The following is a 26,379-nucleotide window of genomic DNA, read 5'->3' as shown; positions in this document are numbered from 1 at the left end:
ACCCCGTCCGCCGCCGCTCCCCACCCCCCCTCCGCGGCCCCCCGCCCACCGCGGCGACCCCGGACGACCTGTCACGTGACCACTTCCTCCACCGGGTCCCGGCGCCGCTTCCGGTTCCACCGCAGGAACAGCAGCGCCGTCGCGGTCACCACCAGCGGCCACAGCATGTACACCGCCGTGGCGACCGTCAGCCCCACCACGCCGAGGAACGCCACCAGCGCGGCGTACCACGCGGGCGACCGCGTCGGCAGCAGCTTCAGCGCCGCCGCCGTGCCGATGAGGTAGACCGCCACGAACTGCCCGGTCGTGAGCAGGACCAAGAGCTTCGCGCCCGTGCCCGTGCCCATGGCCACCGCCAGGGACAGGAAGCACAGCGCCACCACGACCACCAGGCTGCGGCGGGGCACCTCCCCCGCGACCGTGCCGCCGGACAGGTTGCGCGGGAACGCGCCGTCGCGCGCCAGCGCCGCGCTCAGCTTCGAGGCGCTGGCCATGTAGGCGTTGATCGACCCGATGGTCAGCAGCACCGCCGCGACGGCCGCCACCACCTTCACGTCGCCGCCGACCGTGCGCGCGATCAGCTGGCCCAGCGGCGCCTCGCCGTCCGCGGCGGCCGGGCCGAGCACCGCGATGATCGCGAACGCCACGGACAGGTACAGCAGGCCCACGATCGTGACCGCGATGCCCGTGGCCCGCGGCAGGTCGCGCTGCGGGTTGCGGAACTCCTGCGCCAGGTGCGTGATCGCCTCCCACCCGGCGAAGCTCCACACCAGCAGGCCCGCGGCCGGCGCGATCGCGAGCCAGCCGTGCGGCGCGAACGGCGTCAGGTTGCCCATGTCCACGTGCGGCACCGCCAGCAGCACCGAGCCGAGCACCAGGAACACCAGGAGCGCGGCCAGCACGAACTGCACCGCGCCCGACGCGCGCAGGCCGATCCAGTTCGTCACGGCCATGCTGGTCAGCAGCGTCAGCGCGGTCACCACGACGGTCCACTGCCCGCCGCCGACGGCCTCCTCGACGTACGCGCCGGCGAACAGCGCCGCCGCCGTGGTGCCCGGCGGCACGGCGAAGTAGAAGCACCAGCCGACCACGGCGGAGAGGCGTTCGCCGAACGCCAGCCGCGCGTAGGTCGACACGCCGCCGGCGTCCGGGTGCCGCGCGCCCAGTGCCGCGAACGTCGCCGCCAGCGGGGCCGACAGCACCACGAGCGCCAGCCACGCCAGCAGCGACGCCGGACCCGCCATCTCGGCCGCCAGCGCCGGCAGCGCGATCACACCCGTGCCCAGCACCGCGCCGACGTACATGGCGGTGCCCTGGCCGACGGTCAGCCGACCGCCCTTCGTCGCCGTCATGCGGCGGCGCGGGCGAGCGCGATCGACGGCCCCAGCGCGTCGAGGTACGGCCGCTGCACGCAGAACGACGTGAACCCGAACCGGCGGTGCGAGGCCACGACCTGCTCCGCGATCTCGGCCGCGGTGCCGATCAGCATGTACGGCGAGTCGAGCACGACCTCCGCCGTCAGCTCCCAGTCCGCGGCGATCCGCTCGGCCGCCGCCTCCCGGTCGTCGGTCACCTCGACGACCTGGACGAACGCGTTGAGCGCGACCTCGCGCCCCGCCGCCGCGTCCCGCACGAACGCCACGCGCTCCTCGGTCTCGTCCGAGCCGATGACGCGGAAGTTCCCCGTCGCCTTGCCCTTGATGTGCCTGATGCCGCCCACGCTGACGACGTCGGCGCGTTCGGCGGCCAGGCGCAGCATCCGGTCACCGGTGCCGCCGATCAGCACCGGCGGGTGCTCGACGTCGGGCTCGGCGTCGAGCAGCTTGCCCAGCTCGTCCAGCAGCGAGCCGACGTGGGCGACCCGGGCGTCCATCGGCGTCCACGGGATGCCGGCCAGGTCGAACTCCTGCTTGATGATCCCCGCGCCGATCCCGAGCTGCAGCCGCCCGCCGCTCATCCGCTGCACCGTCTGCACTTCCCTGGCCAGCAGCGACGAGTTCCAGAACGCCCCGTTGAGCGCGTACGTGCCGACCTTGAGGGTGGGCGACACCTGGGCGGCGAGGTTCAGCACCGAGAACGGCGAGGTCCGGTTCGGCCCGAGGTGGTCGACGGCGAGCACGGAGTCGAACCCGAACCCCTCGGCCGTGCGGCAGGCCTCGACGAGCGCGTCGTGCGTGGCCGGTGTGGCCAGCGTGATCCCGAACGATAGGTGGTTCACGGCGTCCCCCGCGGGTTGTGTCGGCGAAAATACGCAAACAGTTCCGTGCGGGGACGACGCCGGTCAACACCCACCCCGACCCGCCCGATATGAGCCGATAGCGATCCCCGATGCCGTCACGCGAATGGCCGCGCCTGAACGGTCCAGGCCGGGTGGCTACTCGACGGTCACGCTCTTGGCCAGGTTGCGCGGCCGGTCCACGTCACGGCCCAGCGCGTGCGCGAGGTGGTAGGCGAACAGCTGCAACGGCACCGAGAGCGTGATCGGGGCCAAGGCGTCGTGCGCCTTCGGCACGCGGATGACGTCGGTGGCCAGACCGGGCGGCAGCTCGGCGTCGGTGACCGCGATGACCGGACCGCCGCGCGCCTTGATCTCCTCGATGGTGGCGGTGTTCTTGGCCAGCAGCTCGTCGTCCGGCACCAGCACCACGGTCGGCATCTCGGGGTTGATCAGCGCCAACGGCCCGTGCTTCAGCTCGGACGCCTGGTAGGCCTCGGCGTGCACGTAGGAGATCTCCTTGAGCTTCTGCGCGCCCTCGCGCGCGGCCGGCCACCCGCGCACCCGGCCGACGAAGAACATGTGCTCCGCCCCGGCGTACTTGCGGGCGATGGCCGCGATGTCGTCCTCGGCGGCGAGGACCTGCGCGATCTGGTGTGGCAGCTGCGACAGGCCGGCGACGAGCCGCCTGCCCTCGGTGATGGACAGGTCGCGCACCCGGCCCAGGTCCAGCGCCAGCATCGCCAGCGCCACGGCCATCGTGGTGAACGACTTCGTCGCCGCCACGGACACCTCGGGGCCCGCGTGCAGGAAGATGCCGTGGCCGCACTCGCGGGCGATCGTGCTGCCGACCGCGTTGACCACGCCGATGACGTGCCCGCCCTTGCGCTTGAGCTCCTGCACGGCCGCGAGCGTGTCCAGGGTTTCACCCGACTGGCTGATCGCGACGTACAGCGTGTCGGGGTCGACCACCGGGTTGCGGTAGCGGAACTCGGACGCGGGCTCGGCGTCGGCCGGGATCCGGGCCAGCTCCTCGATCAGCTGCGCGCCGAGCTGGCCCGCGTAGTACGCGGAGCCGCAGCCGAGCAGCTTGACCCGGCGGATGCGCTGGTAGTCCTGCGGGGTGAGGCCGACGCCGTCCAGCCTGGCCGAGGAGAACCGGTGGTCCAGCCGCCCGCGCAGGCAGCGGTCCACCGCGTCGGGCTGCTCGCGCATCTCCTTGTACATGAAGTCGGGGTGCTCGCCCAGCTCGTACTCGGCGCTCGCGACGTCGATCGCGGTGGGGGAGCGGGTGGTGCTGGTGGCGCGGGCGTCCATGGTGGACGTGCGGTAGCCGTCGGCGGTGACCGTGGCGATCTCGTCGTCGTCCAGGTAGATGACCTGCTGGGTGAAGCGGACCAGGGCGGTGACGTCGGAGGCGACCAGCATCTCCTGCTCGCCGACGCCCAGCACGACCGGGCTGCCCCGGCGTGCGGCGACCAGCTCGCCCGGCCGGTCGGCGTCCATCACGATCACCCCGTAGGTGCCTTCGACCTGCGCCAACGCCTCGCGCACGGCGTCTTCGAGGGTGTCGGCCGTGCTGCGGGCGACGAGGTGGGCGAGGACCTCGCTGTCGGTGTCGGAGGCCAGCGCGACGCCGTCGGCGGCGAGCTGGGCGCGCAGCCGGTCGGAGTTCTCGAACACGCCGTTGTGGACGATGGCGACGCGTGCGGCGGCGTCCACGTGCGGGTGGGCGTTGCGGTCGCTCGGCTCGCCGTGGGTGGCCCACCGGGTGTGCGCGATGCCGGTGCGGCCCGCCGTGCCCTCGGCAACGGCTTTGCGCAGGTCGCCGACTCGTCCGGCGGTCTTGACGACCCGCAGCCCGCCGTCGTCCGCGACCGCGACGCCGGCCGAGTCGTAGCCGCGGTACTCCAGCCGGTGCAAGCCCTCCAGCAGCACGGGGACGGCGTCCCTCGGACCCACGTAACCGACGATTCCGCACATGTCCGGTGATCTCCCTCTTGGCGTCGACCTAGCCGTAGACGATCCGGCGCAGCTGGCGTTCGGACAGCGGCGGCGCGGCCACCGGCCGCACGTCCAGCTCCTCCCGCAGCAGCGCCCAGATCCGGGCGTTGCCCAGCCCGTCGCGCCGCAGCTCGGCGTGCCGGCGCAGCACGTACTCCTCCGCCGTCTCGACGAAGTAGCCCATGACGTCCGACACCACGCGCCGCGCGAGCGCGGGAGGCAACCCGGTCGTCCTGACCACGTGCCGGAGAAGCTCCTCCGACACGCCCATGTGGGGTCTTTCCCACCGCTCGTCAGACCGGCGCTCGTCCTCCACGGGTCCCAGCATGACCACAGCCAACCACCGATCAAAATGCTGTGCCCGTTTTCGGGCACGGCCCCCTCGTGACCGTGGAGGTGACCGTGCGTAACCGGACTGTGCCCGCCCTCGTGCCCGGTGTCGCGGCCCGATCCGGGTGCTGCCGGACCCGAGCGGGCTGGTGACCGGGATCGGTCCGGTGCCCTCAGGTGGTGCGGGTGTCCGGTCCGACGCGACGGTCGGGGAAGCGGTGGCGGAATCCGTGCATGGGGAGGGCGGCCGTGGTTGACGGTGGTTCCCGATCCGCCGATGTCGCGATGGCGATACAGCGTTTCAGCACATGAATCTGCGGCCGCAGGACCTGATCGACGACAGGGCATCGGGCGTCGGTCGAGAGGTCTCGGACGACGGTGGGGTGTCGACGGGGCTGGGCGTGCCGACCTTTGCCGAGATGGTGCCGGAGGTGGCAGGGGCCGCTCCAGCGACGACGAGGGAGTCGTGCGACGCCTATTGGAAGAAGATCGTCGCGGTCTGGGGTGGGCGCCGGTTGGACGCGATCACGGTGTCCGATGTCCGGTCGTTGTTCGAGTACGTCAAGGCCGCGGTCGTGGTGCGTCGTTCGGCCAACGGCGGCCGGAGCGCGGTGCAGCACACCTACAACGCGTTGTTGTGCGTCTACCGGTATGCGGTAAGCGAGGAGGTGATCACCGATCGGCAGAACGTGATGTCGCGGGTGGCGAAGCCCTCACGGTCGCATTCGCGCCGTCACGGTCTGGACGCCGTGCTGGTCGGACGGATCGTGGAGGTGGCCTCGTCGACGGGCAACGACCCCGCGTTGGACGCGCTGCTGTTGCGGTTGCACCTGGAGACCGCGTGCCGGCGTGGTGGTGCGCCGGCGTTGCGGGTGCGGGATCTGGACTCGGAGCAGTGCTTGATCCTGCTGCGGGAGAAAGGGGGTGGTTCACGGTGGCAGCCAGTGTCGCCGACGTTGATGGCGCATCTGCAATACCACGCCCGCGCGCGGGGTGCCTGTGAGCCGGCCACGGCGGTGCAGGCGTTGACCGGCGAGCGGCATCCGCCGGCCGTGCCGGAGGAGTCGTCGGCCGCACGGGCCGAGGCCCCGATCGTCCGCACCGCGCCGGCGGGCCTCGAACAGACCGGTGTCGCCTTCGCTACGGGTGGGGAGCACCGTTCTGCTTTCGGGCCGCTCGCCGGTGCGGCGGTTGCTGCGTCGTCCGTGCAGATCGATACGGACCGCTCCGCCGCGCCGGTCGACGGCGACATGGAGTCGGGCCGTATCGGCTGGGATCCGAAGCGGCTTGGCCGAGCTCTGTGGAAGCTGGTAGAGCGTCCGCAGATCCTCCGGTGAACCGTCGTCGCCGTCGCCCGGTTCGAACCTCAACTCGATGTCCATCTTCTCCCCAGGCGATGCCGGACAAGGGCAGCCGCAACGAGAAACGTCGGATCGACGCCCACTACGGCACAGGGCGGGCGAGCCGATCCGGAGATCCGGACCCGTGGTTCAGCCGGTCTGCTCGCCGGTGAGCTCACCGCGGATCCGGTCGGCTTCGGGCAGCCGCGCCGACTCGGCGTGGGCCAGTGCGACGCGCCAGTGGTGCCGGGCCCGTCCGGGGTCGTCCTCGGCGCGCGCGATGAGGGCGAGGCCTTCGTGCGCCTGGAGTTCGACGTAGTTGTCGCCGTCGTTGGCGGTCAGGTGCAGCGCCTCGTGGAAGCACTCGGCCGCGACCGCCAGGGCACCCAGGTCGAGGTGGATCTGACCGAGGATCACGAGCGCCTGGCTCTGGACGTCCCGGTTGCCGATCTCCCGCGCGAGCACGAGCGCGGCGCGGCCGTGTGCCAGGGCCTCGGCGGGGTTCCGGCCCCGCAGGCAGCCGGCCGTGGTGTAGAGGCTGCGGGCTTCCATCTCGGTCGCGCCGATCCGGTGGCAGAGTTCGCGGGCGCGTGCCAGGACGCGCAGCGCCTCGGTGACCTCGCCGGAGCGCCACCGGGCGTGCCCGAGGTTGACCAGGGCCGTCGCCTCGACGTGGGGGTTGCCGAGTTCGGCGTTCTCCGCCAACGCCTGCTCGTTGTGCGCGATGGCTTCGGCGTGGTTGCCGAGCCGGACGTGCGCCACACCGAGGTTGACGAGCACGGCGGCCTTGTCGCGCTTCGTGCCGACGTCGCGCAGCAGGTCCAGCGAGTGGTTCAGGTGGGTGAGCGCGTCGGAGTAGCGGCCCGCGCGGATGTGCACGATGCCGATGTTGACGTGCACGCGACCGGTGCCGTGCTCGTTGCCCAGTTCCTCCTCGATGGCGAGGCTCGCCCGGAACGCGCGCAGCGCCGCGTCCAACCGCCGGGCGGTGATCAGGGCCAGGCCGACGCTGCGGTGCAGGGCGGCCTCGGCCTCGCGGGACGTCGCGGCCTGGAGGCCCATCTCGTACCCGGCGAGCGCTTCGTCGAGGTAGCCCTGCCGCTGCAACAGGGGGCCGAACGCGGTGGCGAGCCGCGCGGCCTCGTCGCGCAGTCCCTCCGCGCTCGCCAGCTCCATCACCGCGACGACGTTGCGGTGCTCCGCCGCGATCACGGCCCGCACCTGCTCCGCCGTGCGGAGGTCCGGCAGCGAGGAGGCCGGGTGCGTCGCCGCGTCGGCGGTCCGCCCGGGGTCGACCACCTGCCCCGCGAAGTGACCCAGCTCCAGGTAGTGCGCGACGGTCCGGCTGATCGCCGACGAGCGCTCGTCCGGGTCGGACATCGTGCGCGCGTACTGCCGCAGCAGGTCGTGGAAGTGGTAGCGGCCGGGCGCGTGCTGGCCGAGCAGGTTGGCGTCGATCAGGTCCTCCAGCAACCGGCGGGCCTCGGGCACCGTCGAGCCGATGGCCGCCGCCGCGCCGTGCTCGTCGAAGTCGCTGCCCGGCAGCAGGCCGAGCAACCGGAACGACCGGCGCGTCGCCTTCGGCAGGTTCTGGTAGGACACGGCGAACGCGGCGCCGACGCTGCGGTCGCCTGCCGTGAGCTCCGCCAGCCGGTTGTCCTCGTCGCGCAACAGGTCCGCCAGGTGCGCGACGCTCCACAGCGGCCGGTTGCGCAAGCGGGACGCCGCGATCCTGATCGCCAGCGGCAGGAACCCGCACAGCGCGACGACCTCCGCCACGTGCGAGGACGCGTCGCCCACGCGTTCCGGGGTGGCGACCCGGTGGAACAGCCGGACCGCGTCCTCCGGCGGCAGCAGGTCGACCGACAGCGACGAGGCGCCCTCCAGCATCGACAGGCGCCGCCTGCTCGTCACGAGCACCCGCACGCCCGCGCTGCCCGGCAGCAGGGGACGGACCTGCGGCGTGTCGACGGCGTTGTCGAGCACCACGAGCATCCGCCTGTCAGCCAAGGTCGACCGCCACAGGTCGGCGCGGCGTTCGAGGCCGTCCGGGATCTGCTCGGGCGGCACGCCCGCACCCCGCAGGAGCAGGTCGAGCGCCCCGGCCGGGGTCAACGGCCGCCTGCCGGGCGTGTAACCGTGCAGGTCGACGAACATCTGCCCCTGGGGAAAGCGGTCCGCCATCAGGTGGCCGACCCGGACCGCCAGCGTCGTCTTCCCGACGCCGGGCATGCCGTCGAGCGCGGTGATGACCACGGCGGTGTCGGCGCTCTCCTCGACCAGGCTGATCAACCGGCCGACCTCGTCGTCACGGCCGGTGAAGTCGGCGATGTCGCGCGGCAGGAACCGGGGTTCCCCGATCGGCGGCGCCGTGCTCTGCGGCTTCGCGACCCGCTGCTTCGCGGCGACTGGGGCGGGTCGCCGGGGGACGAGAGTGGGGTCGTTGCGCAGGATCCGCTCGTGCAGCAGGCGCAGCTCGGGGCCCGCGTCGACGCCCAGCTCGTCGGCGAACCGGACGCGTGCCTGCTCGTAGGTCCGCAGCGCCTCGATCTGCCTGCCCTCGTGGTAGAGCACGGTCATCAGCTGGCCCAGCAGCGTCTCGCGCTCCGGGTGCTCGCCGGTGAGCGCCGTCAGCTCGGCGATCAGGCCGGTGGTGTCACCGCTGTCGAGCCGCAGCTGGACCAGCAGCTCGCTCGCGGCGAGGCGCTCCTCGGTCAGCTTCGCCGCCGCGTGGTCGAACGCGGGGCCGTGCATCCCGTCGAGCGCGGAGCCCCGCCACAGGGCCAGCCCGGCCCGCAACGACTCCACGGCGTCGGCCGGCGCGTCCTCGCGGGCGAAGCGGCGCGCCCGGTCCACCGAGCGGGAGAACCGCATGAAGTCGACCTGCTCCTCGGCGATGTCGAGGCGGTAGCTCTGACCGTCGGTCACCACGGCGGCGCGCGCGTCACCCAGCTCCCGGCGCAGCCTGGCCACGGTGTTGTAGACCTGGTTGCGAGCGGTGGCGGGCGGCCCGTCGCCCCACAGCGCGTCGATCACCTGGGTCAGGGCCATCGAGCTGTTCGCGTTGATCAGCAGCAACGCCAGCAGGCGTTCCTGGCGGTGACCACCCAGCCGCTGCCGCTCCCCGTCCACGAGAACCTCGAGCGGACCGAGGACACCGACGCTGAGGTCACCCACGTCGCCAGTATCCCGATTGACGCCCGGTCAGTCGCGTGGTTCGGCGAACCGGTCGCAGCCGGGTGGTCGTGACCACCCGGCTGTGCCCCCTGAGCTGCTCAGTCCCAGCAAACCCCGATGCAGCCGTTGACCGTGAGGTCCGGCCCGCCAGCCCGCTCGTGCGCCACACCCACACCGCTGGTGAAACCACCGAGCGCGACGGCCAGTGCCGCCGCGGCCACGATCTTCCTGAACATGGAGCTCCTCCCCTTGGCCTCGCCGTGCGGACAGTCTGCCCGCGGCCGCTATCCGTTCGCTATCCGCTCCGGCGGGCGAGCTCCCCGATCGTGACGAGGCCGTCGTCGAGCGCCCTGGTCATCAGGTCGCTCTTGGTGGGCGCGAGGCGGCCGGCGTTCGCGTACTTGACCCGGACGCGCTGGATGTAGGTGTCCACGGTCTTCACGCTGAGGTGCAGCTCGGCGGCGACGAGCTGCTTGGACGGCGCGGCGAACCAGGCGCGCAGCACCTCCAGCTCCCGGGTCGAGAGGTCCGGTCGCGCAGCGGTGTCCGCCGGCTGCGCGCGGCGCGTCGCCGGACCCGGAGCGGCCCGACCCGTGGCCGCCGCGCGGATCGCGGGCACCAGGCAGTCGGCGCCCTCGTGCTTGGGCACGCACGCTTGCGCACCGAGCGCCAGGCACCGCTCCGCGGCACGCAGGTCCGAGTGCTGGGCGTACACGACCACCCGCCTGCCGACCTCGACGAGCTGCCGCAGCACGGTGGCGCCCCGCACGCCGGGGCGCTCGACGTCGAGGATCACGACGTCGGCCGCCGCGCCGGGACCGGTCCACACCCTGGCGAGGCTGCCGCCCGCGTCGACCAGCTCGATCGGTGGGTCGGCCTGCGCGCACCACTGCCCGACGCCCGCGACGACCGCCGCATGGTCATCGACGATCACCGCCGTCGTCACCGCTCCTCCTCACCGTCGCACGCACTCACGGCGAGCTTGTCCGGTCCACCTCTCCGATGGATATCCGACGGCTGCGGACCGCCGCGACCCACGTGACCGCGCGGCACCACGGAGTCGCCGGGCCGTCGTCGCGCGGCTACATTCCCGGAGGGTCAACAGCTCTCGACGTGAGGACTGCTGATGTCGACCACCGCCGCCGTCCGTCCACCGGGGACGTACCCCGGCGCGCTGCCCGTCCTGGGACACGCGCTGCGGATGAAGCGGAGTCCCGGCTCGTTCCTGCTCGAACTCCAGCAGGGCGAGCCGATCACCCGGATCCTGCTCGGCCGCGCGCCGATGCACGTCGTCAACGACCCCGACCTGGTGCGCGACGTCATGCGCCGACCCGACGCGTTCGCCCGGGGCGGCCCGATCGCGGAGCGGTTCCGGCTGATGTCCGGGAACGGGTGGGGCATCTCTCTACGGGCCGTTCCACCGACGGCAGCGCAGGGTGGTCCTGCCCGCGTTCCACCACGGGCGGATCGCCGGCTACGCGGCGGTGATGAGCGCGCACGCCGAGGCGAAAGCCGCCTCCTGGCACGACGGCCGACGGGTCGCGGTGTGAGGGAACGCATGCCGCTGCCCACCGGATGAAGCAGGAGCCGATCCTGCGCCCGTGAATGGGAGATACTGCAGGTAGTCCACGGGGAACTCGTGTCCTCCTCGCGAGCTCGCGCAAGCGCAGAGATGCTCGGTACGGAGCGTGATCGCCATCGCCAGGAAGGACGTCCGGCTGTACCGGTTGCTGTCGGCGGCCGGCCCGCGACACCCGGACTGATCCTCGATGGCCGCGCGTCAACCGGTTCGGGATGGGGTGGGCTGCCGTGCCCGGAGTCGAGGGACTCGACGAGCGGAGTCGGAGTCGATGAGCAGACGAACACCAGGTTCATGACCGTGTTCGGTGCCGATGCGGGTGGGCGAGCGACGTTGCCGACGCCGACCACTCCGTGCGTTGGAAGCCGATAATGCGCCATAGAAACCGCTGCTGTGAAGTAGTGTTCAGATCGTTCGGTTCGTGCGGGTTACCAGAGCGCAAAGAAGGGCGTGACAGTACGTATGATTCCGCGGAAGGATGCCGGCTACTACCCTCTGCACCCCGAAGAACCACCCGCGCCACTCGGCATCGAGAACCAGGAACCTTCACTCTTCACGACACGTTACATGCCACTGCGAAAGATCGTCGTGATGATCGACGGAAAGATGATCCGGGAGCGCCGGCGAGAGGAATCGGAAGCCGTCCACCTGCTTCGCTGGCAGTTAGGTAACGAGAATGTCCGCTTCTACAGCTATCCGGGCTGCATGGACTACCTGCCGTATCGCGATGGCAAGTCGTTGATCCCGTACGCCGAGGTGCTCGGCACACGCAATGACGATATCCGAGCGTCACTCACGGCGGGAATGCTCGGCGTGGACTTCTACGTCACGGAGCGCAGGAGGTTGCTACGGGAACGGCGGTGGCTGAACGCGGTCAACAGTCACTATCCTCCGCCGGAGGCGCCGAGTTACGCGCCGGAGGAGGCAGCGGCGCTCATCGGGCTCTATCTGCGGGCACAGGGCGACTTCGCCCTGCCGGGCGAGGCGAAGCCGATGACCTCTCCGCAGGCGCGGTCCCGCTTCTATGCGGTCGGAGCGCTGTCCGTCATGCCCGCCCTGACGAACTGGAGAAGAGTCCGCGCCGGGGACGGCGAGGAAGACCCGCTCATAACCCGGGCCAGTTCACTGGCGCGCACGGTGCAGGAACGACTGGAGGGGGCGTTGGCGCAGCGCGACCTGGCGCAGATGGCACTGCGCCGGTCCGACGACCTGACGGCCAACTTCGAGATTTTCGGCAGGCTGGACTCCTGCCTCCAGCTTCTCATGGGCGCACTGGACGCCAGTGCACGGCTAGCGCACCTTATCCTGGGACACAAGATCGGGATGGATGTCGTCGGTCCCGCTCACAACGTGGCCTGGCACAGAGGGAAGTGGCTCAAAGCACTGGAGCGACACTATCCCGGACTGTTCGGGTTGATCGCCCCGAACACATCCGGCTGGCACACCATGACCATTCTTCGTCTCCTGCGCAATACCATCCATGCCGAATCACTCTCGACCCGCACCAGCGGCTACGCCACCCACTGGGGAGAGCACAGTCCGATGCTCAAACTGTCCGCCGAACCCGAGTCTGAATTGCGCGAGACGCTCGATTCGATAGCCGACGGCGACTGGCCGCCAGGCCATTCCCGACCCGGAGATCTGGTCCACCCAGGCGAGTTGCTGGAAGGTCTCTTCCTGCGCGTCGTGCGCCTGCTCGACATCCTCGCCACGACAATCCCCATCCACGAACACGAGGGGATCGCACGACTGCTCGACCGCGAAGAAGCTCTCCCCTACCGATACACCGAGATGTGCTCACTTCACCTCGGTGTCACTCCCGCCGGTGGCTCCTGAGTGCCCGTTTCCGAGCGACTGGAGTCAGGCGAGTCGGCGGCTGGTGATGCGGATCATCGCCCAGCGGGCCATGGCCTCGCGATGGTGGAGTAGGTGCTCGTAGTCGCGGACGCAGCGGCGGTGCCCGGTGATCCAGGCCAACGTCCGCTCCACCACCCACCTCCTGGGCAGCACGGTGAAGTACGGCAGATCGGGGCGTTGGACGATCTCCACCACCATGCGGAGGGCTTGCGTGCCCAGTCGAGCAGGGTGCCGGTGTAGCCGCCGTCGGCCCACACCAACGCGACCCGACCGCCGGCGGTGGCGCGCATCCGGCGCAACAGACTGCGCGCGGCGACCCGGTCCTGCGTCGACGCCGGCGTCACCAGCACCGCCAACACCAATCCCATCGTGTCCACGACGATGTGACGCTTGCGGCCCGGAACCTTCTCGCCCGCGTCGAAGCCGCGCGTGGCCCGGCCGACGGTCTCGGCAGCGCGCACCGACCGCGAGTCCATCACCGCCGCCGACGGCGCCGCCACCCGGCCCTCCACCAGGCGGACCCGGTCACGCAACGCGTCGAGCAGCCGCTGCGACGCACCGACCCTCTCCCACGCGGCGAAGCGCTTGTAGACCGTTTGCCAGGGCGGAAAGTCCGCGGGTAGGGCGCGCCACTTGATGCCGTTGTCGACCACGTAGAGGATCGCGTCCACGATCAGCCGACGGCAGTGCTTCTCCCACCGCCCACCACGACCGGCCAGGTACATCGGATCGGGCAGAAGCGGGTCCAGCTCGGCCCACTGGGCGTCGGTGACGTCGGTCGGATACCGACCCACCCGCCGGACAGGCTGATGGGATGCGGCCAGGCGGCAGCGGAGGGCACCCGCGGTCGAACCGCCCGCGGGCATCGGGCACGATAACAACGGAACTCCTGGCAGAACGGCGCTTCGACAACGTCCGATCTACCAGGAGTTCTCTCGTCTCCGCACCAAATGCCTTCTCCGCTCAAGCTCGGATCAGCTACTCAGATGTCCGTCACTACGGGGTCAGGCCCACGTCTTCGCAGGGTGTCCGCTACCGCGGGGTTGTGGTGAAGTCGGCCATCATCGCCATGTCCTCGTGCTCCAGGTTGTGGCAGTGGAGCATGAAGGTTCCCGTGTAGTCGGTGAACCGCACCGCGATCTCGACCGCTTCCGACGGGCGTAGGTCCACGGTGTCCTTCCAGCCGTGGTCGTAGCGGCTGGGCGCGCCGTTGTTGCGACTGATCACTTGAAAGGGGTCCAGGTGCACGTGGACCGGGTGGTGGAAGTCGCTGATCAATCGCCATCTCTCGGTCGCGCCGAGGCGGGGGCGGGCCAGCGGACGTCCCGGCTGGTACGGGTGTCCGTTGATCGTCCAGTCGCCGGACCGGAGTTGGAAGTGGAAGGTTCTGGTCACCGCTGCGGCAGCCGCGTCCAAGGGAATGATGTGGCTGAGCCGCTCGGGCACCGCGGTGTCGTCGTGCACGGTCGCGCCGCTGACGTCGAAGCGCATCACGTGTGCGGTCGGTCCAGAGCCGAGGTGGTTGACCAGACGTACCTGTGTGCCGGGGCGGTAACGGGAGAAGTCCACCACGATGTCGAAGCGTTCGGCCGGTGCGATCTCCAGTGTGTCGTGGGTGATGGGTCGTTCCAGCAGCCCACCGTCGCTGCCGATCTGGATGAGGGCGTCGCCGCCTGGCGGCTGCGGGTCGAGTTCGATGCGGTAGCGACGGGTGTTCGAGGCGTTGAGCAGGCGAAGCCGGTAGCGGGCACGGTCGACGTTGAGCAGCGGCCAGGGGGCGCCGTTGACCAGGATCGTGTCGCCCAGGACGCCGTTCATGTAGGCGTCGGTTACGCCCGGAACACCCAGCCGTGGGTCGGTCAGCGGATACCGGAAGGAGCCGTCGGCGGCGAAGGACCGATCGGTGATCATGAGGGGGATGTCGCGTTCGCCGCGGGGCAGGGGGAGCGCGTCTTCTTCGGCGTCGTGGACGAGATGGAAGCCGGCGAGCCCTTGCCAGACCGCCAGACCGGTGTAGCCGTGGCGGTGGTCGTGGTACCAGAGCGTCGCCGCGCGCTGCCGCATCGGGTAGACGTAGTCCCGCTGCCCGTCGGCGGTGGCCCCGTGGCCGTGGCCGTGCGGTGAGAACCGGGGAGAGGCGGCCGCGCCGGCTACAGGCATGATCAGGTCCGCGGGGTATCCGTCGCTGTCGGCGGGGGTGTGCCCGCCGTGCAGGTGGACGACGACCGGCTGGGGGAGTTCGTTGCGGTGGCGGACTACGGTGCGTCGTCCGGAGCGGGACCGGATCGTGGGGCCGGGGAAGCTGCCGTGGTAGGTCCAGGCGGGGGTGGGGAGTCCGGGAAGGATGTCCAGCATCGCCGGGCGTTGGGTGATTTCGTAGTAGTCGGTGGTCTCGTCGGTGCGGGTGGGCGTGAGCATGGCCGGGATGGGCAACAGGGTCTGGAACGGGCGGGGCGCCGGGACCTGGCTGGACAGCAACCTCCCAGGTTCGCCCTGGCCGAGTAGCCCGCGATCGGTCAGCCACCAAGCCGAGCCGGCCACCGCGGCGGCGGCGCCGGCACCGAGCAGGCGCCGCCGGCTGAACTTGTGGCTCATCGTCGCCCCTGCCGCCAGGCATGGAGCAGCGACAGCGCCACACCGACGGTCAGCAGGACCGCGAGCGGAACGTGGACGCCGAGGATGCGCTGTTGTCCCAGCACGATGAGCGCGCCGGTGATGATCAGCTGAATGAGGCTGACCCGGACCGTCCATGACGGTATTGCGGCCTTGCGCCACAACACCAGCGAGGTGATCGTCTGCAGCAGCATCGCGGCGGCGGCCACCCCACCGATGACCGCGTGAGCGGCTAGCGCGTCGTAATGGCCGGACAGAAAGCCGCCGGCCAGCACCGCTTGGACGACGACGAGAGCAGCCACACAACCCGTCGAGACACGGAACAGCAGCCAAGGCCGCGATGAGCCCTCGTCGACATCGCCAGGTGCTGACAGACTGGTGATAGGCAGATCAGTAGTGGGCACTGTGTTTCCTTGGTAGGGGTAGTTGCCGCGGTGCTACCGGGGCCGGCGGACGCCGCGGCGCCACACCTCGGCGATCGCGGCGGTGGCGGCGATGTCCCGGGTCGGGTCGCCGTCGACGAGGATGAGGTCGGCGCGCAGCCCTGGTGCGACGCGGCCGCGATCGGTCAGTCGGAAATGCCGTGCCGGCACGCTGGTGGCCGCGGCGAGCGCCTCCTCGTTGCCGAGCCCGGCTTCGGTGAGCAGGGCGAGCTCGCGGTGCATGGCGGCGCCGTGCACGGGGGCGAACGGGTTGGCGTCGGTGCCCGCCAGCAGCGGCACGCCGGCTTGGTGCAGGATCCGGGCGGCGTGGACGGCGTTCTCGGCGCAGCCGGGCAGCGCGTGGTCAGCCGCTCCCGCCTGCCCGGTGATCGCCTCGAAGTAGGCCAGGGTGGTAACGACGAACACGCCCTGCGTGGCGACCCGGGCGGCCAGGTCATAGCCGACGGGGTCGTCGGGTCCCGCGTCGGCGAACACATGGGCCAGGCCGTCGACCCCGGCGTCCAGGGCGATGGCCACCTCCCGCGCGGTGATCGCGTGTGCGATGGTGAGCAGCCCGTTGTCGTGGGCTGCCTCGACGAGCGCGGCCACGACCTGCGGCGTCAGCGCGGGAAGCCGTGCGCCGTGCACCGCGCCGTCGTCGACGACGATCTTCAGGTAGTCGATACCCTCGGCCAGTCGTGCTTCGACGAACCGCCTGGCCTGTCCGCGGTCCGCGATGGTGTCGAACCCGCCGACGGCATCGCCGAACGCTTCCAGGGTCGAGGCGTCGAACCCCGCCATCAGTTGGCTGGGGTGACCGCCAGGGGCGGTGGCGAGCATGCCGGCACTGCGCAGATCCGCCACGTCGTCGCCCGCGGCCAGTTCCCGCTGCCTGGACAGGTTGCCGGGCAGGCAGAACATGTCCAACTCGGTGGTGACACCGAAGGTCAACGCCTGGGCCAGGCTGCCGTCAAAGGTGTGCGTGTGCGCGTCGATCAGACCGGGGAGCAGGGTCTTGCCGGAGCCGTCGACTTCGACGTCGGCCGGGAGGCCGTCCGGTTCGGTGATCCGGCCTCCATCGATCATGATGTCGGCGCGCGGGATGGTCCGCTCACCGTCGAACACCCGTGCATCACGGATCAAAGTACGCATCGGTCCTCCTGGGAGTGGAGTGCCGAGGCGGGCTTCCTCGGCGTCACGCGACCCAAGAGGCGGGACGGGGCTCCGGGTGTGACACGGACAGCCGGTCCTGGAGGCGTAGATCACAATCGTGGCAACCGCGTCACACTCGCGTCACCGACGCACCTCTTATCAAGCGAACCGGTAAAGGAGGACGTCCGCCATGACCGAGCAGCCTGTGCACGCGGCCACCGACCACGCGACCCGGGTGTTCGTCGACTATCGGGAACTGCTGTTCTCGGTCGTCTACAACATTCTCGGCAGCGTCGCGGACACCGAGGACGTACTGCAGGAGACTTGGCTGTCCTGGGCGGCCCGGACCCGCCGGCGCCCCGGCGAGCGGGTCGACAACCCGCGTGCCTACCTCGTGCGCATCGCGGTGAACCACGCACTGGCCAAGCGTGCCGAGATCGACCGGCGAAGGGAAACTTACGTCGGACAGTGGCTACCCGAACCGGTCATCACCCCGCTGGCCGACACCGGCGGCGAAGGCGACGCGGCGGTCCGTGCCGAAACCGCCTCGATGGCGCTGCTCGTGGTGCTGGAAACCCTGACCCCGGCAGAGCGCGCAGTCTTCGTGCTGTACGAGGTGTTCGGCTACCCCCACGCCGAGATCGCCGAAATACTCGGCCGCAGCCCCGCCGCGGTACGCCAGCTCGCACACCGCGCGCGCGAACACGTACATGCCCGACGCCCCCGCTATCACGCCGACCCCCGGCTGCGCCGCGAGGTCACCGAGCGGTTCCTGTCCGCCGCGCTCGGCGGTGACCTGGAAACACTCCTCCAAGTCCTCGCGCCGGACGTGACACTGTGGACAGACGGCGGCGGAAAAGGTCCGGCCACCAGCCTGCAGCCGATCCACGGCCGGGACACCGTTGCCGGCACCCTGCTGACTGTCGCGGCCAACGTCGGCGACAGCCTCGCCATCCACCACCAGAGGGCCAACGGCGACCCTTCCGTGGTGCTCTTCGACAAGGGATCACCCTTCGCCGTCCTCGTTCTGGACCTGACACCCGACAGCCACCAGGTATGCGGGGTCTACTCGGTCACCAACCCCGACAAACTCGCGCGGATCCAGAACCAGTGAGCACCCCGCCTGTGGGGTGCCAAAAGGTGGCAACATGGCCTGACCTGCGGTTAGGCGGCTGTGGGTTGTACTCGTTGACCAGGCCGCCGAGGACTGGTCGGCGGCGTATTGAGGTGCGGCTCGGCTCTGTGACCGATAAGTCTGGTCGCGGTGGTGCGAGCTGTAACGCCTGGTGTGGTTGGTTGTGGTGGGTTGCATACCGGTCGAGCACTGATCTCAGGTGGGTTCGTTGATGATGAGCAGTCGGTCGGTGGCTTCGCGTCTGACGGTGCCGACCAATCGTTCGGTGTGGGCGTTGGCTCGTGGACGCCGTGGTGGGGTTTTCACGACTTCGATACCGGTGTCGGCGAGGACGGTGTCGAACGAGGTGGTGAACGGGCTGGCCCGGTCTCGCACCAGGAACCGGAAGTGGTGTGCCCGGTCGCCGAGGTCCATGAGTAGGTCGCGGGCTTGCTGCGTGGTTTAGAGGCCGTCCGGATTCGTGGTGGTGCCGAGGATGTGCACGTAGCGGGTGGAGGTCTCCATCACGAAGAACACGTAGATCCGCTTGAGTGTGACGGCGCAGTCGACGTGGAAGAAGTCGCAGGCCGGCATGCCCCCGGCCTGGGTGCGGAGGAACTGTTGCCAGGAGGGGTCGGTGTCGCGGTGGGGCGCGGGTGGTACCCGGCGGCGCTTGAGCATGCGGGGCACGGTTGAGGCGGCTACGCGGTGTGAGGTTCCCCCGATAACCCGAGGCGGTTGTTACCTGGATCGGGTCGGTGATGCCGGGATGGTAGTCGGTTCGGCCTGGGCGGTGTGCCAGGCGGCTTCGTACTCGTCGGGGCTGAGCCAGCCGAGGTCCTTCTGGATGCGTTCGGTGTTGTAGAACCCGTCGATATAGCGGAACAGGTCGTTCTCGGCCTCGTCACGGGTGCGCCAAGCGCGGCGGTAGACCAGCTCGATCTTGAGCGTGGAGAAGAAGTTCTCCATCAGGGCGTTGTCGTAGGAGTCGCCGACCGACCCCATCGAGGGCAGGATCCCGTTGTCCGCCAACCGTTCCGCGAAGCGGAAGGCCGTGTAGGTCGACCCGCGGTCGCTGTGGTGGATCAACTGCCCGTCGCGGACGTCGCGGGACCAGATCGCGTACTCCAGGGCGCCGAGCACGAGGTCGGTGTCGCAGCGGTCGCTGGTCTTCCAGCCCACGATTCGGTTGGAGAACGCGTCGCGCACCGCCGCGAGCCAGAAGGCGCCCTCGCCGGTGCGGATCCGGGTCGCGTCGGCCACCCACAACCGGTCCGGCGCCGGCGCGGTGAAGTCCCGGTTCACCCGATCAGGCGCCGGCGCGGCCCGCGGATCCCGCCTGGTCGACGGCGTCCGCCACTGTTTGCGCAGGAAGGCACCCTGCAAGCCGACCTGGCGCATCAGCCGCTCGACCCGCTTGCGCGACACGCGGATACCCCGACGCCGCAGGACCTGGTGCACCCGCGGGCTGCCGTAGGTGCCGCCCGAGGCGGTGTGGATGTCGACGATCTCCGCGGTGATCGCCCGGTCCTCGCGTTCGCGATCCGACGGGTCGGCCTGGCGGGCCACCCAGCCGTGGTAGGTGGAGGAAGCGACACCCAGGACCCGGAGGACGAACTCGACCCCGAAGCGGCCGCGAAGCTGCTCGACGAGCTTCACGACCGTCGCCGGGTCGGGTCGAGTTCCGCCGCGAAAAACGCGGACGCTGTCTTCAGGATCTCGTTGGCCCGCTTGAGTTCCGCGTTCTCCTTGCGCAGCCGGCGCAACTCCTCGGACTCGGTCGCGGTGGGCCGGTCCTCCCGTTCGCCGCGGTCGGCCTCGTCCTGCCGGATCCAGTTCCGCAACGCCTCATGATGCACGCCCAGCTGCTCGGCCAGGCGCCGGATCACCGGCTTCGGGTCCGACTCCCGGTACAACCGGACCGCACGGGCCCTCAACTCGTCGGGGTACTTCTTCGGTGGTGCCACGGACGACTCCCTTCGGGTCCTATCGGACCATGTCTGGAAAGCCATCGAGCTACCGGGGGAACCTCAGTGGCTGAGCTTGAGTAGCTCGCCCTGGATCCGGCGGTAGCCCGCCCGGCGTTCTCCCGGGCCATTGCTCGATCAACGCCACCACTGTGTCATCGATCGGTGGACGCCCAGTGTGGTTCGGGTAGGTCCAGTTCTTCGCGGCCGAGCCCTGGGGCCGGCGTTGGAGGGTTCCCGGTGTCACCAACCGGTGCTCGTGCAGCAGTCGGGGGGCTGGCGCACCATTGCGGCGAGCACCGCGCGATCGGCCACTCCCACCCCGGACGAAGGTCGGCCCGGCCCGGCCCGGCGCGGCGACTTCGTGCCGCAACGCCAGTAACTCCACCTCCGTGGCGGCGGAGGACCGGCCGAGCAGAATCAGTCAGCGGACGAGCCGGGCGAAGATCATGTACAGCGGTCGTGACGCCACGCCTCACGGTCATGCCCCTGCAGCCCGTCATGCACGATCACCGCAGTTCAAGCCCGAGTGCAGAGTTCTGGCACCCCGGACGCTCCGCAGTGCCGTGGTCACCGTGCGTCGTGCGCTCCTGCCCTTCACCTGAGGTCGGTGCTCAGGTGCAGTGTGGAAGACCGGGATACCCGCACCGCGAATCGTGCGCCCACCGTGCCCGGAGAGGAACCCGGCGGTGCCCGGCCGCGCAGTCGACCGCGGCCGTGACCGCCACGGCACCGGGCTCGATTCCCAGGGTCGGATCGACCAATTCGGATGCTGTTCCACCTGCCCTGATACACGATCGTGGACGGGGATTCGGCATGCGATCACAGGGACTACGGTGATCCTGCTCTGATCGGGTGTTCCCGGTTCCGCGCGCCCCGGACGCGAGTGATCCTTGCTCGGACCGCGGCTCCGCGGGATTCGGAAGGATGGGATTCAGTGTCGAGAACCGTTCAGCGGGTGGCAGTGGTGGTGATCGCGGTCCTGGCGTTGGCCGGGATGGGCGTGGCGGGCGCGCAGGCATCGGTGGCGTTGGTCGAACGGGAGGTGACGACCCTGCCCGTGCCGCCCCTCCAGCCCGCCGAGGGGAAGATCCAGACTTCGTCGATCAACTGCGTCTGGACGTACACCCCCGGCCGGAACTCGTCGGTCTGGGTCAACTGCTACCAGATCGGAGGTGGCGCGTCCGGCTACTCGGTCTCGGTGTCGTGCAGTGACGGCAGCGTCCATGACAGCACGGTGGTCCGGTTCGGCGGTTTCGGTTCCGCGACCGCCTTCTGCCCCGGGGCGACGAGGATGCTCAGCTTCACCGTCTGGGCCCACTACTGAGCACCGCGCGACAGCGGTCCGCGCGCTCCGGTGGTCGTGCGGACCGCTGTCCGCGTCGGGGCGGCTCGGTCGAGGGTGTCCGCTACGTGGCAGGCGCCGCCGAGGCCGCGGAACGGGTCGGCCAGGACCTCGTCGTAGCGGTCGAGGGCCCTGTGCTTGCCGAAAGTATCAAGAACGACGTCCTGGACGCCGCCGCGGGGGCCGCCCTGCGCGGCGAGTCCGCCCCGGTGGTGGGACGAGGACGCCTCGCCGGTGTTGGGCATGCTCGACGAGCGGCGCGGCGATCTGACCCGACAACGCACCCGCACGGTCAACCAACTTCACGCGTTGCTGCGCGAACTGCTGCCCGGCGGGGCGTCCACGGACCTGACCGCCGACCGCGCCGCGGCAGTCCTGGCGAAGATCCGACCGGTGTCACCGGTGGAGCGGGCACTTCCCGAAGCGCTCCCGGGGAACCCGCGGGCGGAGTTGTTCCGCCGATCGGGGCCGGTGGCGGGCGGTGCGCGACTACTCTGCGCGGCATGGTCAACCCGCAACCCGGCTGGTACCCGGAGCGTCCCGGCTCGCCGGTGGTCCGCTACTGGGACGGCAACCAGTGGACCCCGCAGACGCGGCAGGCCGACGACTCCAGCCCGTGGGAGGTGGCGCTGGACGGCGCGCACGACCCCGACCGCATCCGCGGGCAGCAGCGCCAGGCCGGCGTGGGCCAGGTCGGGCAGGGCGGCGGCACGCTCTTCACCGAGCCCGTGCTGGTGGTCAACCAGCGGGTGAAGCTGATCGAACTGGCCAACGAGTACGCCGTCTACGACCAGCACGGCCGGCAGCTGGGCGCGGTGGTGCAGGTCGGGCAGAGCGCGTTGAAGAAGGCCGTGCGGTTCCTGGGCAGCTACGACCAGTTCTTCACGCACAAGTTCGAGGTCCGCGACGCGCACGGGCACACCGTGCTGCGGCTGACCAGGCCGGCGAAGGTCGTGAAGTCGCGGATGATCGTCGAGCGCGGCGACGGGGCGCCCCTCGGCGAGATCCGCCAGGAGAACGCGATCGGCAAGATCCGGTTCGCGTTCGAGGTCGGCGGTCAGCGCATCGGCGGCGTGCAGGCGGAGAACTGGCGCGCGTGGAACTTCTCCGTCTCCGACCACACCGGCGCCGAGGTCGCGCGCATCACCAAGACGTGGGAGGGCCTGGCGAAGACCATGTTCACCACGGCCGACAACTACGTCGTCCAGATCCACCGGCCGTTGCCCGACCCGTTGCTGAGCCTGGTCGTGGCGTCGGCGCTGACCGTGGACACGGCGTTGAAGCAGGACAGCCGCGGCTTCGGCTGAGCCCCCGGCGGCACGCCGACGGTGACGAGGTCGACGTGCTCAAGTCCCGGCTGTGAGGCCGGACGGCCCCGGCCCTCCGCTCCCCGCCTTCCCGGTCCTGATCGACGCCGGCTCCAGGTCGGCGAGCTGGCGGCGGACGCGCTCGGCGTCGGTGTCGCGGCCCTGCTGCCGGTAGAGGTCCAGCGCTTCCCTCCAGGCCGCGCGAGCCTCGGCGTGGTCGCCGAGTGCGAGGTGGGGGTGGGCGAGGTTGTCCAGGGTGTCGGCGGCCTCGGCGGTGTTGCCGACGGCGTGGTAGAGGTCGAGCGCCTGCCGGTAGTGCTCGACGGCCCGGCGGTGGTGGCCGGTGTGGTGCTCGATCCAGCCGAAGCTGTCCAAGGTGTCCGCCTCGCCGTCGAGGTCGTCGTGGCGGCGGTACAGGTCGAGGGCGGCCTGGCAGTGCTCGCGGGCGACCTCGTACTCGCCCAGGCGGGCGGCGTGCCAGCCCACCATGTTGAGCGCGGTGGCCTCCCACACCGGGGAGCCGAGGGCGCGGAAGAGGTCCAGGGCGTGCCGGGCGTGGTCGAGGGCCTTGCGGTCGTTGCCGCGCTGCTCCCAGGCCCACGTGAGGGCGTGGTGGGTATGGGCTTGCTGCGCGAGGTCGTGGTGTTGCCGGGCCAGGGCGAGGGCTTGGTGGAGGTGGTCGATGGCCCGCTCGTGCCGCTCCAGTTCCGCGTTGGCGTGGCCCAGGAGCCGGTGGGCGAGGATGTGCGTGCCGGGGTCGGGCAGGTGGGTGGCGGCCTCGGCCGCGGCCTGCCACACCGCCAGGTCGTCGTGGATGTGCCCGCGCAGGCGATGGAACGTGCCCAGGGTCCAGGCGATCTGCCACACCACCCGGTGGTCGCGCCGGGCGACGGCGTCCTGCTGGACGGCCAGGAGGTGCAGGTGGTGGGCGTCCATCCAGGCCAGGGCGGTTGCGCGGTCGGGTAACGGGTGGGACTGGACGCCGGGCGCGGGCGGGTCGAGCCGGATCGGTGGGCGGTAGGGGTTCAGCAGGTGGTCGGCGGCGTGGGCGGTGTGCAGGTAGAAGTCCGCCACCCGCTCCAGCGCGGCTTCCCGCGCCGGCTCCGGCAGGTGCTCGTCCGCGGTCGTGGCGTAGGCGCGGACCAGGTCGTGCATCGCGTAGCGGCCGTGCGGGTGCCGGTCCAGCAGCGAGTGGTCCTCCAGCACGCGCAGGGCCTTGCGCGCCTCGGTCGGGGTCAGGCCGGTGAGGGAGGCGGCGGCGGGCAGGTCGGTGTCCGGTCCGGGCGCGATCCCGAGCTGCACGAACACCATCCGCTGCCGTTCGGTGAGGTGGCGCAGCGACCACGACAGCACCGCGGGCAGGCTGGCGGTGAGGTCGGTGTCGTGGTCGAGCATCTCCAGACCCGCCTCGCGCAGTTCCGCGGCCAACTCGGCCAGCGGGAGCCGGGGACGGGTGGCGGCGTGCCGCGCGGTGATCGCCAGGGCCAGGGGGTGCCGACCGCACAGCCCGACCAGCTCGTCGACGGCGTCGGGTTCGGCGTCGGTGCGGTGCCCGCCCAGCCGTGCGGCCAGCAGGGCGCGTGACTCCGCGGGCGTGAGCACGCCCAGGGGCAGGTGGTGCGCGCCGTGCCGGTCGATCAACGACGGCAGGCTGGTGCGGCTGGTGACCAGCACGGTGCAGGTGGGGTTGCCCGGGAGCAGCGGCACGACCTGGTCCGCGGACGCGGCGTTGTCCAGCAGCACGAGCGCCCGCCGCCCGGCCATCAGGTTGCGGTACAGGGCGCCCGGGTCCGACTGGGTGCCGTCCGTGGTGGCGCCCAGGGCGGTGAGGAAGCCGCGCAGCGCGTCGGCCGGGTCGGTCGGCTCCCCGGTGGGGCTGAACCCGTGCAGGTCCACGAACAGCTGCCCGTCGGGGAACCGGTGCAGGTTGCGGTGCGCCCAGGCCAGCGCGAGCCAGGTCTTGCCGACCCCGCCCACCCCGCCGACCGCCGAGATCGCCACCGCGCCGGTAGCCGGGATCGCCCCCGCCCGCGCGCTCGTCCCCGTCCCCGTCACCGGGTCGCCCGACGCGTCGGCCCCGTCGCCCGTCGCCGCGACCAGGGCGCGGTCGAGTTCGGTCAGCTCGGGCACGCGGCCGGTGAACGGCGCAGGCGCCGCGGGCAGTTGGCGTGGCACCACCGGTGACCGGTCCGCCTCGGGCGAGGCCAGGTCTGGGTCCGCGGCCAGGATCCGGTGGTGCAGCCGCCGCAGGTCCGATCCGGGTTCGGCGCCGAGTTCTTCGGCCAGGCGGGCGCGCAGCCGCCGGTACCGGTCCAGGGCCTCGGCCTGGCGACCGGAGCGGAAGAGGGCGAGCATGAGCTGGGCGGCCACGTGCTCGTCCAGCGGGTGCTCGGCGGCGCGGTCGGTCAGCTCGGGCAGCAGCGCGGCGTGCCGCCCGAGCCGCAGCGCCAGGTCCAACCGGTCGGTGTCGGCGGCGAACCGCTCCTGCTCCAGCCCGTGGCGCACCGAGGTGATCCACGGCGTGTCCAACCCGAGCAGCGCCTCGCCCCGCCAGAGCCCGGCGGCGACCTCGGCCAGCTCCAGCGCGCGGACCTGGTCGGTCTCGGCGCGTGCCCGCGCGACCAGCCGGCGGAACCGGTGCACGTCCACCGCTTCCTCGTCGACGACCAGCTCGTACCCGCTGGACCGGTGCACGATGGCGGCGTGCTCGGTGGCGCGCAGGGCCCGGCGCAGGCGCGACAGGTAGCCGTACAGGGTGTTGCGGCCGCCGGGCGGGACCCGGTCACCCCAGGCCCGGTCGAGCAGCTGGTCGGCCGACAGCCACTGGTTGGCCTCGACCAGCAGCACCGCCAGCACGCACCGCTGCCGGGCGTGACCGAGGTCCACCGGTCGCCCGCCGACCCACGCCTGCACCGGGCCCAACACGCGGAACTCCACCGCCACCGCGGGACTCCCTTTCGCCGACCGGCCCCCGTGATCCCGGTCTAGCAGGGGCTTCGCGCGGTTGCAGGTTTCCCGCAGGTTTTCGTTCGTTCGGTCGAGCAAGGTGGCGGACGTGACGGACCGGAACGGCACGAGCCCACGACACGCCGGTCCTCGCCGCACCCCCATCACGGTCACGGAGGACTTCATGCGGTTACGGCAACGAGCGCCGCGGAGCGGTATGCGTTCGCGACTGGTGCGCGGCACGACGGCCGCGGTCCTGGCCACGGCGATGGTCGTGCCGATGGCGGCTCCCGGCGCGCAGGCCGCCCCCGCCGCGGCACCGCAGTCCGGTGAGGTGTCGGCGACCTCGGTGCAGGTGATCGTCGCCGCGGCCCAGGCGGCCTACTCGGCGTACCGGCAGTTCGCGAAGGCGGGCATGTCGGTGGAGGAGGCGACCAGGCAGATCCTCAGCGCGATCGACTCGGCCAAGAACGAGATCATCTCCCACATCGACCTCGTCGCCACCGCGCAGGCCAAGGCGTGCGCGCGGGCCGCGATCATCGACTTCGCGGACATCGAGCGGTTCACGCCGGACACGCTCCAGGCGTTCGCCCGCGACGCCACCGCCTGCGTCACCTACATCGACAGCCTGCTCGACGCCGTGGTCGACCCCGGCGCGATCGACCAGCTCGGGTTCGCCCTCGACGCGGTCGGCCCGGTGGCGCTGATCGCCCGCGGGCGCGCCGGCCTGACCACGCAGGGCCTGGCGGACACCCTCGTGCACGGCAACACGACGGTGATCTCCAAGCTCACGCCGACCTGCAAGGGCGTGTACCGCGAGGGCATGCTCGAGTGGTACGGCTGCACCGCGTACAACGGCGACAAGGGTCAGCACGACACCTCCGTGCAGATCGCCGCGGACCGGGCCACCGCGAACACCAGCCGCCCGGTCGCCAAGACCTCCCGGACAGTCCTGCTGTCCTGACCCGAGGGGTGTTCCCGCCCGCGGCCTTCCCCCCGACGGGCCGCGGG

General features: G+C 71.1%; 24 protein-coding genes. 7 read left to right on the top strand and 17 right to left on the bottom strand.

Features of this window, described 5'->3' with window-relative positions:
- Positions 1 to 71: 71 nt before the first annotated feature.
- The 4 genes from ABTZ99_RS40395 to ABTZ99_RS40380 form a co-directional block, all read right to left on the bottom strand.
- Complete coding sequence (locus tag ABTZ99_RS40395; RefSeq protein ID WP_498772915.1) at positions 72 to 1,352, bottom strand: APC family permease; 1,281 nt, start codon at positions 1,350 to 1,352, stop codon at positions 72 to 74.
- The gene (locus ABTZ99_RS40390) at positions 1,349 to 2,218 is read right to left on the bottom strand and encodes a TIGR03621 family F420-dependent LLM class oxidoreductase (protein WP_498772917.1); all 870 of its coding nucleotides are present in this window, start codon (positions 2,216 to 2,218) and stop codon (positions 1,349 to 1,351) included. Before ABTZ99_RS40390 ends, ABTZ99_RS40395 begins: the two co-directional genes overlap by 4 nt.
- 156 nt (positions 2,219 to 2,374) lie before the next feature.
- A complete protein-coding gene (glmS, locus tag ABTZ99_RS40385) occupies positions 2,375 to 4,198 on the bottom strand; it encodes a glutamine--fructose-6-phosphate transaminase (isomerizing) (protein WP_498772918.1) in 1,824 nt (607 codons plus the stop codon).
- A gap of 28 nt (positions 4,199 to 4,226) precedes the next feature.
- Positions 4,227 to 4,460, bottom strand: coding sequence for a hypothetical protein (locus tag ABTZ99_RS40380; RefSeq protein ID WP_499618327.1), 234 nt, complete (start codon positions 4,458 to 4,460; stop codon positions 4,227 to 4,229).
- A gap of 397 nt (positions 4,461 to 4,857) precedes the next feature.
- On the opposite strand from ABTZ99_RS40380, the gene ABTZ99_RS40375 reads away from it, so the two are divergent.
- Complete coding sequence (locus ABTZ99_RS40375; RefSeq protein WP_499618326.1) at positions 4,858 to 5,886, top strand: site-specific integrase; 1,029 nt, start codon at positions 4,858 to 4,860, stop codon at positions 5,884 to 5,886.
- Between the two features lie 153 nt (positions 5,887 to 6,039).
- On the opposite strand, the gene ABTZ99_RS40370 is transcribed toward ABTZ99_RS40375, so the two are convergent.
- The 3 genes from ABTZ99_RS40370 to ABTZ99_RS40360 all read right to left on the bottom strand — a co-directional run bounded on the left by ABTZ99_RS40370 (position 6,040) and on the right by ABTZ99_RS40360 (position 10,012).
- Positions 6,040 to 9,066: an AfsR/SARP family transcriptional regulator gene (locus ABTZ99_RS40370; protein ID WP_499618323.1), complete on the bottom strand. Its 3,027-nt coding sequence runs from the start codon at positions 9,064 to 9,066 to the stop codon at positions 6,040 to 6,042.
- A 98-nt stretch (positions 9,067 to 9,164) separates the two neighbouring features.
- Positions 9,165 to 9,302 (bottom strand): hypothetical protein, encoded by a 138-nt coding sequence (locus tag ABTZ99_RS40365; RefSeq protein WP_499618321.1) that lies wholly within the window; start codon positions 9,300 to 9,302, stop codon positions 9,165 to 9,167.
- Between the two features lie 59 nt (positions 9,303 to 9,361).
- Entirely contained in the window at positions 9,362 to 10,012 is a 651-nt protein-coding gene (locus ABTZ99_RS40360; RefSeq protein ID WP_499618319.1) for a response regulator, read from the bottom strand.
- Between the two features lie 180 nt (positions 10,013 to 10,192).
- Here ABTZ99_RS40360 and ABTZ99_RS40355 point away from each other — a divergent pair, with 180 nt between their 5' ends.
- Both ABTZ99_RS40355 and ABTZ99_RS40350 read left to right on the top strand, forming a co-directional pair.
- A complete protein-coding gene (locus tag ABTZ99_RS40355) occupies positions 10,193 to 10,645 on the top strand; it encodes a hypothetical protein (protein WP_499618318.1) in 453 nt (150 codons plus the stop codon).
- Positions 10,646 to 11,095: 450 nt separating this feature from the next.
- Positions 11,096 to 12,481: a hypothetical protein gene (locus ABTZ99_RS40350; RefSeq protein ID WP_499618316.1), complete on the top strand. Its 1,386-nt coding sequence runs from the start codon at positions 11,096 to 11,098 to the stop codon at positions 12,479 to 12,481.
- 53 nt (positions 12,482 to 12,534) lie between these two features.
- On the opposite strand, the gene ABTZ99_RS40345 is transcribed toward ABTZ99_RS40350, so the two are convergent.
- The 4 genes from ABTZ99_RS40345 to ABTZ99_RS40330 all read right to left on the bottom strand — a co-directional run bounded on the left by ABTZ99_RS40345 (position 12,535) and on the right by ABTZ99_RS40330 (position 16,689).
- Entirely contained in the window at positions 12,535 to 13,296 is a 762-nt protein-coding gene (locus tag ABTZ99_RS40345) for an IS5 family transposase (protein ID WP_499618314.1), read from the bottom strand.
- A gap of 238 nt (positions 13,297 to 13,534) precedes the next feature.
- Complete coding sequence (locus tag ABTZ99_RS40340) at positions 13,535 to 15,097, bottom strand: multicopper oxidase family protein (protein ID WP_499618313.1); 1,563 nt, start codon at positions 15,095 to 15,097, stop codon at positions 13,535 to 13,537.
- Positions 15,094 to 15,519: a hypothetical protein gene (locus tag ABTZ99_RS40335; protein ID WP_499618311.1), complete on the bottom strand. Its 426-nt coding sequence runs from the start codon at positions 15,517 to 15,519 to the stop codon at positions 15,094 to 15,096. Before ABTZ99_RS40335 ends, ABTZ99_RS40340 begins: the two co-directional genes overlap by 4 nt.
- 33 nt (positions 15,520 to 15,552) lie before the next feature.
- Positions 15,553 to 16,689 carry an amidohydrolase family protein gene (locus tag ABTZ99_RS40330; protein ID WP_499618310.1) on the bottom strand — a complete coding sequence of 379 codons (1,137 nt, stop codon included), beginning with the start codon at positions 16,687 to 16,689 and terminating at the stop codon, positions 15,553 to 15,555.
- Positions 16,690 to 16,879: 190 nt separating this feature from the next.
- Between ABTZ99_RS40330 and sigJ the strand changes: the two genes are divergently transcribed.
- Positions 16,880 to 17,803: an RNA polymerase sigma factor SigJ gene (gene sigJ, locus ABTZ99_RS40325; protein WP_499618308.1), complete on the top strand. Its 924-nt coding sequence runs from the start codon at positions 16,880 to 16,882 to the stop codon at positions 17,801 to 17,803.
- Between the two features lie 216 nt (positions 17,804 to 18,019).
- Here the strand turns inward: sigJ and ABTZ99_RS40320 are convergent, their stop codons facing one another.
- From ABTZ99_RS40320 to ABTZ99_RS40305, 4 genes are read right to left on the bottom strand one after another with little or no spacing between them, the layout of a single operon-like run.
- Positions 18,020 to 18,238, bottom strand: coding sequence for a hypothetical protein (locus ABTZ99_RS40320; RefSeq protein WP_499618306.1), 219 nt, complete (start codon positions 18,236 to 18,238; stop codon positions 18,020 to 18,022).
- A 27-nt stretch (positions 18,239 to 18,265) separates the two neighbouring features.
- Positions 18,266 to 18,484, bottom strand: coding sequence for a hypothetical protein (locus tag ABTZ99_RS40315; RefSeq protein WP_499618304.1), 219 nt, complete (start codon positions 18,482 to 18,484; stop codon positions 18,266 to 18,268).
- Positions 18,485 to 18,544: 60 nt separating this feature from the next.
- Complete coding sequence (locus ABTZ99_RS40310) at positions 18,545 to 19,462, bottom strand: IS3 family transposase (RefSeq protein ID WP_499618303.1); 918 nt, start codon at positions 19,460 to 19,462, stop codon at positions 18,545 to 18,547.
- Positions 19,459 to 19,770 carry a transposase gene (locus ABTZ99_RS40305; RefSeq protein ID WP_499618301.1) on the bottom strand — a complete coding sequence of 104 codons (312 nt, stop codon included), beginning with the start codon at positions 19,768 to 19,770 and terminating at the stop codon, positions 19,459 to 19,461. The genes ABTZ99_RS40310 and ABTZ99_RS40305 overlap by 4 nt, the downstream gene beginning before the upstream one ends.
- Before the next feature lie 958 nt (positions 19,771 to 20,728).
- Here ABTZ99_RS40305 and ABTZ99_RS40300 point away from each other — a divergent pair.
- Positions 20,729 to 21,097: a hypothetical protein gene (locus ABTZ99_RS40300; protein WP_499618299.1), complete on the top strand. Its 369-nt coding sequence runs from the start codon at positions 20,729 to 20,731 to the stop codon at positions 21,095 to 21,097.
- Here the strand turns inward: ABTZ99_RS40300 and ABTZ99_RS40295 are convergent.
- Entirely contained in the window at positions 21,091 to 21,360 is a 270-nt protein-coding gene (locus ABTZ99_RS40295) for a hypothetical protein (protein WP_499618298.1), read from the bottom strand. The two genes, ABTZ99_RS40300 and ABTZ99_RS40295, sit on opposite strands and share 7 nt — an antisense overlap.
- 258 nt (positions 21,361 to 21,618) lie before the next feature.
- Between ABTZ99_RS40295 and ABTZ99_RS40290 the strand changes: the two genes are divergently transcribed.
- Positions 21,619 to 22,422 carry an LURP-one-related family protein gene (locus ABTZ99_RS40290; RefSeq protein WP_499618296.1) on the top strand — a complete coding sequence of 268 codons (804 nt, stop codon included), beginning with the start codon at positions 21,619 to 21,621 and terminating at the stop codon, positions 22,420 to 22,422.
- A gap of 39 nt (positions 22,423 to 22,461) precedes the next feature.
- Here ABTZ99_RS40290 and ABTZ99_RS40285 read toward each other — a convergent pair whose 3' ends face one another.
- The gene (locus tag ABTZ99_RS40285) at positions 22,462 to 25,365 is read right to left on the bottom strand and encodes an AfsR/SARP family transcriptional regulator (protein WP_499618294.1); all 2,904 of its coding nucleotides are present in this window, start codon (positions 25,363 to 25,365) and stop codon (positions 22,462 to 22,464) included.
- Positions 25,366 to 25,585: 220 nt separating this feature from the next.
- On the opposite strand from ABTZ99_RS40285, the gene ABTZ99_RS40280 reads away from it, so the two are divergent.
- Entirely contained in the window at positions 25,586 to 26,332 is a 747-nt protein-coding gene (locus ABTZ99_RS40280; protein ID WP_498772946.1) for a hypothetical protein, read from the top strand.
- The last annotated feature ends 47 nt before the right edge of the window (positions 26,333 to 26,379 follow it).

Source organism: Actinosynnema sp. NPDC002837 (assembly GCF_040295345.1).
Lineage (GTDB): Bacteria > Actinomycetota > Actinomycetes > Mycobacteriales > Pseudonocardiaceae > Actinosynnema.
Note: the sequence above shows the minus strand (reverse complement) of the source record. Positions and strands in the feature narration are given on the sequence as shown.

Coding starts and splice junctions, on each gene's coding strand:
- ABTZ99_RS40395 (WP_498772915.1), bottom strand. CDS start 1,352: ATGACGGCGACGAAGGGCGGTCGGCTGACCGTCGGCCAGGGCACCGCC.
- glmS (WP_498772918.1), bottom strand. CDS start 4,198: ATGTGCGGAATCGTCGGTTACGTGGGTCCGAGGGACGCCGTCCCCGTG.
- ABTZ99_RS40375 (WP_499618326.1), top strand. CDS start 4,858: ATGAATCTGCGGCCGCAGGACCTGATCGACGACAGGGCATCGGGCGTC.
- ABTZ99_RS40365 (WP_499618321.1), bottom strand. CDS start 9,302: ATGTTCAGGAAGATCGTGGCCGCGGCGGCACTGGCCGTCGCGCTCGGT.
- ABTZ99_RS40355 (WP_499618318.1), top strand. CDS start 10,193: ATGTCGACCACCGCCGCCGTCCGTCCACCGGGGACGTACCCCGGCGCG.
- ABTZ99_RS40340 (WP_499618313.1), bottom strand. CDS start 15,097: ATGAGCCACAAGTTCAGCCGGCGGCGCCTGCTCGGTGCCGGCGCCGCC.
- ABTZ99_RS40330 (WP_499618310.1), bottom strand. CDS start 16,689: ATGCGTACTTTGATCCGTGATGCACGGGTGTTCGACGGTGAGCGGACC.
- sigJ (WP_499618308.1), top strand. CDS start 16,880: ATGACCGAGCAGCCTGTGCACGCGGCCACCGACCACGCGACCCGGGTG.
- ABTZ99_RS40320 (WP_499618306.1), bottom strand. CDS start 18,238: ATGGACCTCGGCGACCGGGCACACCACTTCCGGTTCCTGGTGCGAGAC.
- ABTZ99_RS40315 (WP_499618304.1), bottom strand. CDS start 18,484: ATGCTCAAGCGCCGCCGGGTACCACCCGCGCCCCACCGCGACACCGAC.
- ABTZ99_RS40295 (WP_499618298.1), bottom strand. CDS start 21,360: ATGCCCAACACCGGCGAGGCGTCCTCGTCCCACCACCGGGGCGGACTC.
- ABTZ99_RS40290 (WP_499618296.1), top strand. CDS start 21,619: ATGGTCAACCCGCAACCCGGCTGGTACCCGGAGCGTCCCGGCTCGCCG.
- ABTZ99_RS40280 (WP_498772946.1), top strand. CDS start 25,586: ATGCGTTCGCGACTGGTGCGCGGCACGACGGCCGCGGTCCTGGCCACG.